The organism is Sphingobium xenophagum, assembly GCF_031457465.1.
Lineage (GTDB): Bacteria > Pseudomonadota > Alphaproteobacteria > Sphingomonadales > Sphingomonadaceae > Sphingobium > Sphingobium xenophagum_A.
Genome location: NZ_JAVDWV010000008.1, coordinates 42,202 through 54,346 on the forward strand (window position 1 = coordinate 42,202; position 12,145 = coordinate 54,346).

Genomic DNA, 12,145 nt, shown 5'->3' on the forward strand with positions numbered 1-12,145 from the left:
TTGTCGAGAACGAAGCGCGCCGTTCTCGACAAGCTCGAACCGAACGGGGTTGGGAATGTGCGGTGAAAAGGACGGAAGCGCTCATCGCTGGGCCTCCAGTTCGCGGCTCAGGGTCGCGTAGAAGCTGTCGGCGAAGCGGGTGAGGGCGGATTCGAGGCGGTTTATGCCATGGCTGAAGCGGTTATAGGCGATGACCGCCGGGATAGCCGCGAACAGGCCGATGGCAGTGGCGAACAGCGCCTCCGCAATGCCCGGTGCGACGACGGCAAGCGAGCTATTCTGTTCGGCCGCAATCGCGGTGAAGGCGCGCATGATGCCCCAGACGGTGCCGAACAGGCCGACGAACGGCGCGACCGAACCGACCGTCGCCAGGATGTTGAGCCGATCGGACAGCCGATCAATCTCCGCCGCGATGGTACTGGACATGGCGGTCGCGAGCCGGTCGCGCGTGCCGTCGCGATCGACCACCTTTTGCGCGGTCGATCGCCGCCATTCGGTGACGCCCGCCGCCATCACCTTGGCCGCGGGATGCTCCGCCTTGCCACGGGTCTCGTAGAAGCGGTCGATATCCTCCGCCTTCCAGAAATCCGCCTCGAACTTGCGGCTTTCCTTGCTGGCGCGGCGCAGGCTGACCGAAAAGCCGATGATGATCGCCCAGGTCCAGATGCTGGCCAGCAACAGGCCCAGCATCACCCCCTTCACGACGATGTCGGCCTGCAGGAACAGGGCCAGCGGGGAAATGGTGGCGGCGTCGGCCACCGCGGCGACGTCTGGCAGGTTGAGGGTCATGGGTGGAGGTCTTCCCCTTGGCAAAGGCGGCTGAAAATGTCGGTCCAGGCTTTGGGTTGCCGTTGCGGGCGGCCCTGCGGCGTCAGCCATGCAACGCAAATGCTGGCATCGGTCAACTGTTCGTCGCCGCGCATGACTGACTGATGAATGGTGCAGGTCGCTGCGTTCACCTGAGCCACGCGGCTGACCACCATCAGGTCGTCGTCCAGCCGGGCGGGGCGGCGATAGCGAATCTGCAGGTCGGTGACGGCATAGACGCCGGTGCCGGCTTCATGCGCGGCGCGCTGGTCGATGCCCGCAAGGCGCAGCATGTCGGACCGGGCGCGCTCCATATAGCGCAGATAATTGGCGTGGTAGACGAGGCCGGACAGGTCGGTATCCTCGAAATAGATGCGCAGCGGGAAATGATGCACGGCCGCGATGAAGCGTCCGGTCGCGGGAGAGGGCATCATTTCGGCAACAATCATGGCGGGCTTTTAACCATGGCGCGCGGTCGAGGCAAAGGCCGAAACGTCCTTCCCCCGCGCAACAGGCGCATTTTGTCGCCTGCGCTTTTTGAGGAGTGGGCCGCTCTGGCCCCCGGACGGGGGGAAGGCTAGGAAGGGCGCACGGAATCAAGCCAGGGAGAGAAGGCGCATGACGGATATTCGCACGGTAGGCGTGATCGGCGCGGGACAGATGGGCGCAGGGATAGCGCAGGTGGCGGCGCAGGCGGGCTATGACGTCATCCTGTCGGACATCGACCTGCCCCGCGCGGAAAAGGGGCTGGCGGGGATCGCCAAGCTGCTGGCGCGGGCGGTGGAGAAGGAGAAGATCAGCAAGGCCGATGCCGACGCAGCGCTGGCGCGCATCCGGCCGGTGGGCGAGATCGCGCCGCTGGCCGATGCGCAACTGGTGATCGAGGCGGCGACCGAGCGCGAGGAGGTGAAGCGCGCTATCTTCGCCAATGTCGGGCCTTTGCTGGCGGCTGATGCGATCCTGGCGACCAATACATCGTCCATTCCGATCACCCGGCTGGCGCAGGCGGCACCCGATGCGGGGCGCTTTGTCGGCGTGCATTTCTTCAATCCCGTGCCGGTGATGGTGCTGGTCGAGGTCATTCGCGGCCTCGCCACAACGCCGGAGACGGTGGCAGCGGTCGAGGGCTTTGCGGCACGGATCGGCAAGACGGTGGTGCAGGCGTTCGACGCGCCGGGCTTTGTCGTCAATCGCATCCTGCTGCCGATGCTGAACGAAGCGGTGTTCGTGCTGGGCGAGGGCGTGGGCAGCGTGGTCGATATCGACATGGGCTGCAAGCTGGGGCTGAACCATCCGATGGGGCCGCTGACGCTGCTCGATTTCGTCGGGCTGGATACGGCGCTGGAAATTCTCAACGTGTTCCTCAGCACCACCGGCGACCCCAAATATCGCCCCGCGCCGCTGCTGGTGAAATATGTCGAGGCGGGCTGGTATGGCCGCAAGACCGGGCGGGGCTTCTACGATTATTCGGGCGCGGAGCCTGTGCCGACGCGGTGACGGGGGTGGGCGAAAGGGGGCGCTAGAGACGCGCCGCCTTTCGCAAGGCCTCGTTGATGCGGGCTTGCCAGCCGGGACCGCCCGCCTTGAAGCTGGCGATCACATCGGGGTCGAGCCGCAGCGACACATGCTGCTTGGTTTGTTCAAGTTTGGGGCGTCCGCGGCGCACCAGCGTCTGGCCCACATAGGCATCTGCGCCATCGGCCCAGTCCTGCGTCAGCTTTGGGGCGTCATCGGGATCGATCCAGTTCCCGCCAGTAGATTTCTCGTTCGTCATCATCTGCTATCCTCATCGAAATGACGCGAATGGCGTCACCCCTGGGTGTCCAGACACATATGACCGGCCGTTCATCCAACAGGCCAAGCATGATATAGCGGACCTCGCCATAATCCTTCCGATCGTCGGTTCAGATCAGGTGGAACCTGTCGAACATCGTAACGATGGATTCGAAATCCAGACCGCGCGCATCGAGAGTTTTTTGTCGCTTGGACGGATCATACTCGATGCGCATGGCATATTTTCCTCCGACTACGGCGCTGCCACGCATATTTAATGTAGCACAAAAATAGCGAGCCGCAATATTTAATGGAACATCAAAGCTACCCCGCGCTGAGGCTATGTTTCTTCATGCAGTGGCGGAGCTGGTCGTAGGTAAGGCCCAGGCCCTTGGCGGTGGCGCGTTGGTTGAAGCGGTAGCGTTCGAGGGCGGCGGTGATGATCGCGGATTCATAGGCGTCGACGGCGGCGCGCAGGTCGCAAATGTCGTCGACTGACGCCGCAGCGGAGGCAGCGCTGGCTTGGGCGGTCGGCACCGGCGGATCGCACGGGTCGGCGGCGCGCGGCATGAGCGGCTTGGGCTTCCAGGGGGAAGCGAAGGGGTCGAAGGTGATGCGGCTGATCGGGCGGGTTGGTGCGTCCCAGCGATAGACGGCGCGCTCGATGACGTTGCGCAATTCGCGGACATTACCTGGCCAGGCATAGGCTTCGAGTTCGGCGAGCGTCGCCGCGTCGAAACCGGGCCATTGCGGCCAGCCGAGTTCGGCGGCCATGCGCCGCCCGAAATGATCGACCAGCACCGGCACATCGCCTTCGCGCGCGCGAAGCGGGGGCAGGGTGATGACTTCGAAGCTCAAACGGTCGAGCAGATCGGGGCGGAAGCGCCCGGCATCGGCGGCGGCGGGCAGATCGTCATTGGTCGCCGCGACGATGCGAACATCGACGCGCAGCGGCTTGGATGCGCCGATGCGGGTGACTTCGCCATATTCGACTACGCGCAGCAGCCGTTCCTGCGCCGCCATCGATAAGGTGCCGAGTTCATCGAGGAACAGCGTGCCGCCATCGGCTTCCTCGAACCGGCCCGGCCGCGCGCGGTTGGCGCCGGTGAAGGCACCCTGTTCATGGCCGAACAATTCAGCTTCGATCAGCGTTTCGGGCAGCGCGGCGCAGTTCATGACGATCAAGGGTTCGCCCCAGCGCGGGGACAAGTGATGCAGCCGCTCGGCGATCAGCTCCTTGCCGGTCCCGCGCTCGCCGATCACCAGCACCGGGCGGTTGAGTTCGGCCGCCCGGCCCGCCAGTTCGACGGCGTCCAGAAAGGCCAATGACTGGCCGACAAAATGGGTCGTTTTCTCCATGCCCCAACTTATGGTGAAATTTCCCACCTTGTCGCAAGCGAAATTCCGCACTCGACCGAAAGGAAGGGGCAAAAATGACGGAAATCTGCGCCATTCGGCAAATTGGCACGGCCCCTGCAGAGCTATGGGCAATCCGCAGATAATCGCGGAACCACATGAAGGCCAAGGTTCAGGGAGTGTATAAGATGGAAGACAACAGCAACAGCGTTCGCGAAATCGGCCAACTGATGTCGGTCGCCGTCGCCGCCCTGCTGGTAGGATCGACCCTGATCCTGGCAGCGATCGGCCCGGCCCGTGCCAGCGAAACACCGATCCTCGCCAGCGAAACCCACAATTCGGCGACCCTGCGCTATCTCGCATAAGGTCATCGAAGGCACCAAGACAAGCCAAGACCAGGAGTGACGTTAAAATGGGTATTTTTTCCCGCACCCGCGACATCATCGCCGCCAATGTGACCGATCTGCTCGACAAGGCGGAAGATCCGGCGAAGATGATCCGCATGATCATCCTCGAAATGGAGGAAACCCTGGTCGAAGTGCGCGCGTCCGCCGCCCGCACCATCGCCGACCAGAAGGAAATGCGCCGCCACATCACCAAGCTGACCGCGTTGCAGGATAGCTGGACCGAAAAGGCGCAGCTTGCCCTGTCCAAGGATCGCGAAGACCTGGCCAAGGCGGCGCTCGTTGAACGGCAGAAGGCGACCGACATGGCCGAGCATCTCGCCCATGAGATCGAGACGCTGGACGAAGCGCTGCGCGCCGCCGAAGAGGATATCGCCAAGCTGCAGGCCAAGCTGCGCGAAGCCCGCGTGCGCCAGAACAGCCTGGTCACCCGGATGCAGAGCGCGGAAAACCGCCTGCGGGTGCGCGAAGCCTATGCCGGCGAGAAGGTCAACGAGGCCTTCGCCCGCTTCGACATGCTGGAGCGCCGGGTCGACATGGCCGAAGGCCGCGCCGACGCGATGGACCTGGGCAGCCAGCCCAAAACGCTGGAAGAAGAGATTGCCGAACTGCGTTCCGCCGACAAGGTGGATGCCGACCTCGCCGCGCTCAAGGCCAGCATGAACAGGGAAGGCTGATCCGATGGAAGATGTCTTTCTGCCCATCATGGTGTGCGGCATGTTGTTCATCGGCATGCCGTGGCTCATCTTCCACTATGTCACCAAGTGGAAGCAGGCCCCCAAGATCACCGACGAGGATGAGAAGCTGCTGGATGAACTCCACCTTCTTGCCCGCCGGATGGAGGAGCGGCTGCAGACGGTCGAACGGATCGTCGCCGCCGACAATCCCGATTTCCGCCCGCATCGTCCGCAGGAGCCGGACGAATTCACCTTCGACCGGAGAAACTGACATGACCGCCCGCCGCACCAAATTCTACCTCGACAAGCAAAATGGCAAGTTCATGGGCGTGTGCTCCGGCATCGCGGATTATACCGGGATCGACGTGGTCTGGGTTCGGGTCGCCATGGTCCTGTCCTTCTTCATCATCGGCTGGACGCTGCTGGGCTATTTCGTAATCGGCTTCGTCGCCGACAAGAAACCCACCGGCCTTTATTGCGACCGGGATGACGAGAAATTCTGGCAGGGCGTGCGCGCCAACCCGGCGCGCTCCACCCGCGACGTCCGGTCCAAATTCCGCGACATCGACCGCCGCCTCGCAGACATCGAAATCTATTATACCAGCCGCAACACGCGCCTGGCCGACGAGATCGACAGCCTGCGCTAAACAGCCTGGGGCAAAACAGGGAGACTAATCATGAATGTCGGTGGACCTTTCTTTGTCCTGGCCATCATCGCGATGTCGACGCTGGGCTGGATGTTCACCACCTGGGTCCGTGCCCGGCATGGATACCCGGTGGAAAATGAATGGACCGGCACCGTTGATCGAACCGACGCCGACGCTGGTCGAAAAATCGACCTTCTTTCCAATGAAAACGAAAAGCTGGTGGGCCGGATCAGCCGCCTGGAGGAACGCATCGCCGTGCTGGAACGGATCGCCACCGATCCTGCCACCCGCACCGCGCGCGATATCGAGGCGCTGCGCTGAGGCGCGGCCGACAAAGGGAGTAGATTATCATGGTTCCAATTGAATCTTTTGCGCCCGTGGCGCTGATCGTCGGCACGTTGGGGATGGTTGGCTGGGTCGTAACCACCTGGCTGCGGGTCAAGCATGGCTATCCGCTGGAAAATAGCTGGGGCAAGCCCGTCTATCCGCAGAAAAACGCGGAAATGGCCGAGCGGATCACGCTGCTGAGCCAGGAAAATGCGCAACTGCGCGCCGAGATCGGGTCGATGAAGGACAGGCTGGCCGTGGTCGAGCGGATCGTCACCGACGAAAGCCATCAATTGACGCGCGAGATCGAGCAATTGCGCGGCGTGGCCAACTGAAGGCCGACATAACGCGCCAAACAGGGAGTTAAAGCGCCATGAATCCTTTTGAGATGGTGGTTGCCATCATTGCCATCACCGCCATCGCCAGCGTGTTACGGGCCAAATATGGCGTCGTGCGCCGCGACAAGGGCGAAGACGTCATCCAGCGCGGGCCGGACCCCGATACCGAGCGGCTGCGCGCCGAGGTGAGGGCGCTGAAAGAGCGGGTCGCGGTGCTGGAGCGGCTGGCAACTGATGGCTCCACTGCGCTGGAGCGGGAATTTGAAAAGCTGCGGGACCGCGACTAAGCGCGGTTCCGGTTCGACAGGGAGGCACATATGCAGGACCCCTATCTCTATCTGGCCATGGCGCTGACCACGCTGGCAGGCGTGGCGATCATCGCGGTGACGGCCTTGCGCGGCTGGAATGGCTGGCTGGCGTTGAAGCGCGCTGAACTGAACCGCCGCGCCGACGATGCCGCGCCGCCATCGGCGGTAGCGCGGATCGAAGTGGCGGACCTGAAGGAACGCATCCGCAAGCTGGAGGCGATCGCGGCGGGGGTCGATTTGTAAGCCATTGAGCGCGGCATACCGCTGAGATTGGCCGGCCCTTCCTTGGCATGAAGGGGCCAGCGTCGTTGAGGGGGAGGCCATTCCTGACGATAGGCGCTGTTCTACACCACTGGCGTCACCAGCGCTTCACCGGCAAAATGCGCGTGGAGATTGGCCAGCACCAGATCCGCCATGGCGGCGCGGCTGTGGACGGTCGCGCTGCCCTGATGCGGTTGGAGGACGACCTGATCCATCGCCAGCAGTGCTTGCGGCACATGGGGTTCGGCGGCGAAGACGTCGAGGCCTGCGCCAGCGATCCGGCCCTCCGCCAGCGCGACGACCAGCGCATCTTCGTCGATCACGCTGCCCCTGCTGATATTGACGATCACCCCATCGGGGCCGAGCGCGTCGAGCATGGTGGCATCGATTAGTTTGGCGGCTTCCGGCCCGCCCGATGTGGCGACGATGATCGCGTCGCTCTGCCGCGCAAAGTCGATCGGGTCGGCGACATAGCGATAGGCGGTGTCGGTCGCCGCGCGGCGGTTGTGGTAGAGGATGTCGCCCGCCACGGGTTCCAGCCGCCTGGCGATGGCGTGGCCGATACGGCCGAGGCCCAATATGCCGATACGGCGGCCCGTCACCCGGCCCGACAGCGCAGTTTTTTCGCCGCGCGCCCATGCGCCCGACCGGACCATCCGGTCGTTGGCGGCGATGTTGCGGATCGTGGCGTAGAGCAGGCCCACGGCCAGGTCGGCGACATCGTCGGTCAGGACATCGGGCGTGTTGGTGACGCGGATGCGCTTTTGCCGGGCATGGTCGATATCCACCTGATCATAGCCGACCGAGAACAGCGCGATCAGTTCCAGCCGGGGCAGCGCATCCATGATCGCCGCCGAGGCACCGACCGATCCGAAGCTGACCAGCGCGCGGGCATTGCGCACGGCCGTCGGCAGGGCGGTCAGGTCGGCATCGGCCGCGACGGTGTGGACGGTGAAGCGGCGCTCCAGACCCTGCGCCAGATAGGGATAGAGCGGGCCATAGGCGACGATCGGCGGGCGGTTGGTGTTGGTCATGCGGTTTATCTAGGGGTTGATCCGGCCCGCCGCCACCTGTCGCTGGCAATTGACAGGAACAGGCGGCGGTCCTAGCGGGGCTGGCACCATGGCCAGCATCATCGCGACTGAAGACAGCCGTTTCGGCCTGCGCCGCCAAGTCCGCCTTGCCGGGCCGCTCAACCTGTCGAGCGGGGCGACGCTGGGGCCGGTCGATATCGCCTATGAAACCTATGGGCAGCTGGATGCCGACGGCTCCAACGCCATCCTGATCTGCCACGCGCTGACCGGCGACCAATATGTCGCGTCGGAGCATCCGGGCACGGGCAAGCCCGGCTGGTGGTGGCGGATGGTGGGCGAGGGCAAGCCGGTCGACCCGGCGCGCCATTTCATCATCTGCGCCAATGTCATCGGCAGCTGCATGGGGTCGAGCGGCCCGGCAAGCGTCGACCCGGCGACGGGCGACCCATATGCGATGCGCTTTCCAGTGCTGACCATCGCCGACATGGTGCGGGCGCAGGCGTTGCTGCTCGACCATCTGGGCGTCGCGCGGCTGTCTGCCGTGATCGGCGGGTCGATGGGGGGGATGCAGGCGCTGACCTGGCCGACCTTGTTTCCCGACCGGGTCGAAAGCTGCGTCGTCATTGCGTCGACCGCGCGGCACAGCGCGCAGAATATCGCCTTTCACGAAGTCGGGCGCCAGGCGATCATGGCCGATCCGCAGTGGCGCGGCGGCGACTATTATGCCGATGGCCAGGTGCCGAGCGCTGGGTTGGCCGTCGCGCGGATGGCGGCGCACATCACCTATCTGTCCGAAGCGGGGCTGACCGAGAAATTCGGGCGGCGCTTGCAGGGGCGCGACGCCAAGACGTTCGGCTTCGACGCGGATTTCCAGGTGGAAAGCTATTTGCGGCATCAGGGATTGAGCTTCGTCGATCGGTTCGACGCGAACAGCTATCTCTACATCACCCGCGCGATGGACTATTATGACATTGCCGAGGACCATGGCGGGTCGCTGGCCCATGCCTTTACCGCGAGCAAGGCGCGCTTCTGCCTGGTCAGTTTCGATACCGACTGGCTTTATCCCACCACCGAATCGCGGATCATCGTCCATGCGCTGAACGCGAGCGGCGCGCAGGCGAGCTTCGTCGAACTGTCCAGCCCGTTCGGCCATGACGCCTTCCTGCTCGAATGCCCCGAACTCAACCGGGTGGTCGATGGCTTCCTGAAGGGCGGGCGGGCATGAGCGAGCAGTTGCGGCCCGACCTGGCGCTGATCGCGCGGACAGTGCGGCAGGGCGCGCGCGTGCTGGACGTGGGCTGTGGCGAAGGCGCGCTGATGGCGGCGCTGCGCGACAATGCCGGGGTCGATGCGCGTGGGCTGGAGATTGACGGGTCGAACGTCGCAGCGGCGGTGGCGCGCGGCCTGTCGGTGGTGCAAGGGGATGCGGACACGGACCTGCGCTATTATCCCGACGCCAGTTTCGACTATGCGATTTTGAGCCAGACGCTGCAGACGACGCGGCGGCCCGACCTGGTGGTGGAGGAATTGCTGCGCATCGGCGGGCAGGCGTTCGTATCCTTCCCCAATTTCGCGCATTGGCGCGGGCGGCTGTCGCTGCTGTGGGGCGGGCGGATGCCGGTGACGCGGCTGTTGCCCGACACCTGGTACGATACGCTCAACATCCACCATGTCACCGTCGATGATTTCCGCGCGCTGGTGAAGGAGCGCGGCTGGACCATCGACGGGCAGTGGTTTTTGAAGGGCGACCGGGAAACCACCCATGCGAACGCCAATCTGTTCGCGGAACATGCGGTGTTCCTGCTGCGCAAATAGCGCCGATCAGTCGGTTTCGGCGGCGATATAGACGCGGTTGCGGCCATGTTCCTTGGCCAGATAGAGCGCGCGGTCGGCGGCTTTGAGCGCGGAGCGGGCGTCTTCATAGGCCAGCACATTGGCGACCCCGGCGGAAAAGCTGACCCGGTCCATCCGCTCGCCGGTCGCGCGATTGACGAGGCTGCGGTTGGCGAGATCCTCGCGCACGCCATCGACCACTTCGCAGGCCTCGCCAGCGCCCTTGCCCCGGAACAGCATGACGAATTCCTCGCCGCCATGACGGGCGACATGGCAGCGGTCGTTGGAGGCCTTGGCCAGCAGGCCGGCCACGAATTTCAGCACCCGGTCGCCGGTGTCATGGCCATGGGTGTCGTTGACATGCTTGAAATGGTCGATGTCGCAAAAGGCGACCGACAGTTGCTCGCCCTGCGCCTGCGCCAGCGCGACTTCCTCACGCAGGACATTTTCGAAGGCGCGGCGGTTGGGCAGGCCGGTCAGATGGTCATGTTCGGCGGCGCGACGGGCATTTTCCAGGCTGGATTTGAGCGCCTTGGTCTGTTTCTGATTTTCGCGGAGCTGGGTTTCGACGAGGCGGGTCTTTTCGACCATCGAGCGGGTAAGGCCGACGAGGCGCGCCAGCACCGGCTCGCTGTCGCCGCCTTCGACCAGATCCTTGGCCTGTTCCTGCAGCGCCGCGCCATAATCCTTCGCCGAATTGCGCGATTCGTGCATCAGGCCCGTAAACTGGGTCAGATTTTCCTCGACCTTGTCGAGCATGGTCGCCAGCGAATCGGGGGTCACTTCATCGGCGCGCTGTTCGGCCGCGATCGTCTCGATCCAGCCGTTGGTGATCTTGCCCCGCTCCATCATCACCGCGCGGATCGCCTTTTCCACGCCGATATTCGCGCCGGTCAGATAATCGAGCGCGACGCTGAAATTGATGGGCGTCAGGTCCAGATCATGGGCGAAGAGAAAATCGCCAATATCTTCATAAAGTTGGCGGCGGCGGTTGATTTCGCGGCTGGACGAGGAGCCAGGCCGGGGCCGGGCTTCGACTTCCGCGCTTTCCTCCTCCGCCTTGCCCGACAGACCCTTGGCCCAGCGCGCCAGCCGATCGGTCAGCCCATGTTGCGAGCTTGCGGAAGAAGAAGATGCCCCGGTCATGACCCTCATAACGGCAGAGGTGGAACAGGGTTAAGAGCATAGCGCGAAAGAATCGGCCCGTCTCCCCTTCCCCGCCCATGTCGGACGATCAGATGTCGGCGGCGACCAGCCAGTCGCGGAAGATGCGCACTGCCCGCGTCTGGAGCGCGCGGGGGCGGCAGACGAAGAAATAGCGATAGGGGCTGTCGACATGGGTGTCGGGGAAGAGTCGCACCAGCCGGGTATCGCCCGACTGGTTGAAATGGCTGGCGTGCATCACCGCCACGCCCAGTCCCTGTGCCGCGGCCTCCAGCATCAACTGGCCCGAATCATAATTGTCGATCGCCAGCGGTTGCAGGTCGGGGATGCCGACTGCTTCCTTCCAGGCGTCGAAGGACTGGGCCATGTCGCGGTGGATCAGCACGGTATGTTGCGCCAGTTCCTGCGGCGATGTCAGCGCATGGGGTGGTTCGAGCAGCTCGCGCCGCCCGATCAGATAGACTTCGTCATGGTCCAGCTCATGCGCGTAAAGCGCCGGGTCGATATCCTTGGCCAGCAGCACGATCGCCGCGTCCAGCCCTTCGCCAAGCCGCGCCACCGCATGAGGCGTGGTTTCAATGTCGATATGCAATTGGGGGTGGAGCGCGCGCAGGGCGCCCAGATGCGGGAACAGGCGCTGGGTCGCGAACAGCGGCAGCACCGCGAGCCGCAACCGCAACTGGTTGCCGCCGCTTTGAATATTTTCCAGCGCCTGTGCCAGCGAATCGAGGGCAGGGGCGATGTCGTCGAGCAGCCTCTGCCCCTCGGCATTGATCTCCAGCGCCTGATGCTTGCGATCGAACAGGGGACGGCCGATGAAGCGTTCCAGCGCCTGAACGCGGCGGCTGAGCGCGGGCGTCGAGAGCGCAAGCTCCTCCGCCGCCGCCTTGACCGAGCCAAGGCGGGCAACCTGCACAAAGGCCTCAAGGGCCGTAAGGGGCGGCAATCTCCGCATTGTCTTTCACTATTCCATCGCCGGTGCGCTGCGCCGCGTCATCACTTATTGTCAGGCGGCTGCTTCCGGTCTCAAGCATCCTCGCCCTACAGAGCAGGAAAATCAGGCGAATGGCAAGATGCAATTTTTGCAACCGGAACTTTTACGTTCGCACTTGCAATATCGCGTTTACCGCTACATATAGAACAGGCCTTTCAGGCATCCTCTCCTAAAACTTTACGGGCTGGCCCTTGTGGTCGGCCCTTTTTTTATGCCCTGGGC

General features: G+C 63.9%; 19 protein-coding genes. 11 read left to right on the plus strand and 8 right to left on the minus strand.

Annotated elements, in window-relative coordinates:
• Window positions 1-81: 81 nt before the first annotated feature.
• Together tolQ and J2W40_RS09605 are read right to left on the minus strand one after the other, a co-directional pair.
• Window positions 82-789 (minus strand): protein TolQ, encoded by a 708-nt coding sequence (gene tolQ, locus J2W40_RS09600; protein ID WP_310224014.1) that lies wholly within the window; start codon window positions 787-789, stop codon window positions 82-84.
• Window positions 786-1,256: a YbgC/FadM family acyl-CoA thioesterase gene (locus J2W40_RS09605; protein WP_310224016.1), complete on the minus strand. Its 471-nt coding sequence runs from the start codon at window positions 1,254-1,256 to the stop codon at window positions 786-788. The genes tolQ and J2W40_RS09605 overlap by 4 nt, the downstream gene beginning before the upstream one ends.
• A gap of 169 nt (window positions 1,257-1,425) precedes the next feature.
• On the opposite strand from J2W40_RS09605, the gene J2W40_RS09610 reads away from it, so the two are divergent.
• On the plus strand, window positions 1,426-2,304 hold the full coding sequence (locus J2W40_RS09610) for a 3-hydroxyacyl-CoA dehydrogenase NAD-binding domain-containing protein (protein ID WP_310224018.1): 879 nt from the start codon (window positions 1,426-1,428) through the stop codon (window positions 2,302-2,304).
• Window positions 2,305-2,326: 22 nt separating this feature from the next.
• On the opposite strand, the gene J2W40_RS09615 is transcribed toward J2W40_RS09610, so the two are convergent.
• The 3 genes from J2W40_RS09615 to pspF all read right to left on the minus strand — a co-directional run bounded on the left by J2W40_RS09615 (window position 2,327) and on the right by pspF (window position 3,939).
• A complete protein-coding gene (locus tag J2W40_RS09615) occupies window positions 2,327-2,584 on the minus strand; it encodes a BrnA antitoxin family protein (RefSeq protein ID WP_037474265.1) in 258 nt (85 codons plus the stop codon).
• A complete protein-coding gene (locus J2W40_RS09620; RefSeq protein ID WP_310224021.1) occupies window positions 2,535-2,672 on the minus strand; it encodes a BrnT family toxin in 138 nt (45 codons plus the stop codon). Before J2W40_RS09620 ends, J2W40_RS09615 begins: the two co-directional genes overlap by 50 nt.
• A gap of 232 nt (window positions 2,673-2,904) precedes the next feature.
• Entirely contained in the window at window positions 2,905-3,939 is a 1,035-nt protein-coding gene (gene pspF / locus J2W40_RS09625) for a phage shock protein operon transcriptional activator (protein ID WP_310224023.1), read from the minus strand.
• A 185-nt stretch (window positions 3,940-4,124) separates the two neighbouring features.
• On the opposite strand from pspF, the gene J2W40_RS09630 reads away from it, so the two are divergent.
• The 8 genes from J2W40_RS09630 to J2W40_RS09665 are packed head-to-tail and all read left to right on the plus strand — an operon-like array spanning window position 4,125 to window position 6,880.
• Entirely contained in the window at window positions 4,125-4,301 is a 177-nt protein-coding gene (locus J2W40_RS09630; RefSeq protein WP_476470235.1) for a fimbrial protein, read from the plus strand.
• Window positions 4,302-4,348: 47 nt separating this feature from the next.
• Window positions 4,349-5,017, plus strand: a complete 669-nt coding sequence (gene pspA / locus J2W40_RS09635; protein ID WP_310224025.1) for a phage shock protein PspA — start codon at window positions 4,349-4,351, stop codon at window positions 5,015-5,017.
• 4 nt (window positions 5,018-5,021) lie between these two features.
• On the plus strand, window positions 5,022-5,288 hold the full coding sequence (gene pspB / locus J2W40_RS09640) for an envelope stress response membrane protein PspB (RefSeq protein WP_310224027.1): 267 nt from the start codon (window positions 5,022-5,024) through the stop codon (window positions 5,286-5,288).
• 1 nt (window position 5,289) lies between these two features.
• The gene (gene pspC / locus J2W40_RS09645) at window positions 5,290-5,664 is read left to right on the plus strand and encodes an envelope stress response membrane protein PspC (RefSeq protein ID WP_310224029.1); all 375 of its coding nucleotides are present in this window, start codon (window positions 5,290-5,292) and stop codon (window positions 5,662-5,664) included.
• A gap of 30 nt (window positions 5,665-5,694) precedes the next feature.
• Complete coding sequence (locus tag J2W40_RS09650) at window positions 5,695-5,985, plus strand: hypothetical protein (RefSeq protein WP_310224031.1); 291 nt, start codon at window positions 5,695-5,697, stop codon at window positions 5,983-5,985.
• A gap of 29 nt (window positions 5,986-6,014) precedes the next feature.
• The gene (locus J2W40_RS09655) at window positions 6,015-6,326 is read left to right on the plus strand and encodes a hypothetical protein (protein WP_310224033.1); all 312 of its coding nucleotides are present in this window, start codon (window positions 6,015-6,017) and stop codon (window positions 6,324-6,326) included.
• A 38-nt stretch (window positions 6,327-6,364) separates the two neighbouring features.
• Window positions 6,365-6,616, plus strand: a complete 252-nt coding sequence (locus J2W40_RS09660; RefSeq protein ID WP_310224035.1) for a hypothetical protein — start codon at window positions 6,365-6,367, stop codon at window positions 6,614-6,616.
• A 30-nt stretch (window positions 6,617-6,646) separates the two neighbouring features.
• The gene (locus tag J2W40_RS09665; protein WP_310224037.1) at window positions 6,647-6,880 is read left to right on the plus strand and encodes a hypothetical protein; all 234 of its coding nucleotides are present in this window, start codon (window positions 6,647-6,649) and stop codon (window positions 6,878-6,880) included.
• A 101-nt stretch (window positions 6,881-6,981) separates the two neighbouring features.
• On the opposite strand, the gene J2W40_RS09670 is transcribed toward J2W40_RS09665, so the two are convergent.
• The gene (locus J2W40_RS09670) at window positions 6,982-7,932 is read right to left on the minus strand and encodes a 2-hydroxyacid dehydrogenase (protein ID WP_310224039.1); all 951 of its coding nucleotides are present in this window, start codon (window positions 7,930-7,932) and stop codon (window positions 6,982-6,984) included.
• Between the two features lie 88 nt (window positions 7,933-8,020).
• Here J2W40_RS09670 and metX point away from each other — a divergent pair, with 88 nt between their 5' ends.
• A complete protein-coding gene (gene metX / locus J2W40_RS09675; protein ID WP_310224041.1) occupies window positions 8,021-9,157 on the plus strand; it encodes a homoserine O-acetyltransferase MetX in 1,137 nt (378 codons plus the stop codon).
• Window positions 9,154-9,747, plus strand: a complete 594-nt coding sequence (gene metW / locus J2W40_RS09680; RefSeq protein ID WP_310224042.1) for a methionine biosynthesis protein MetW — start codon at window positions 9,154-9,156, stop codon at window positions 9,745-9,747. Before metX ends, metW begins: the two co-directional genes overlap by 4 nt.
• 6 nt (window positions 9,748-9,753) lie before the next feature.
• Here metW and J2W40_RS09685 read toward each other — a convergent pair whose 3' ends face one another.
• The gene (locus J2W40_RS09685; protein ID WP_310224044.1) at window positions 9,754-10,911 is read right to left on the minus strand and encodes a GGDEF domain-containing protein; all 1,158 of its coding nucleotides are present in this window, start codon (window positions 10,909-10,911) and stop codon (window positions 9,754-9,756) included.
• Window positions 10,912-10,999: 88 nt separating this feature from the next.
• Window positions 11,000-11,884, minus strand: coding sequence for a LysR substrate-binding domain-containing protein (locus J2W40_RS09690; protein WP_310224046.1), 885 nt, complete (start codon window positions 11,882-11,884; stop codon window positions 11,000-11,002).
• Window positions 11,885-12,145 lie beyond the last annotated feature (261 nt).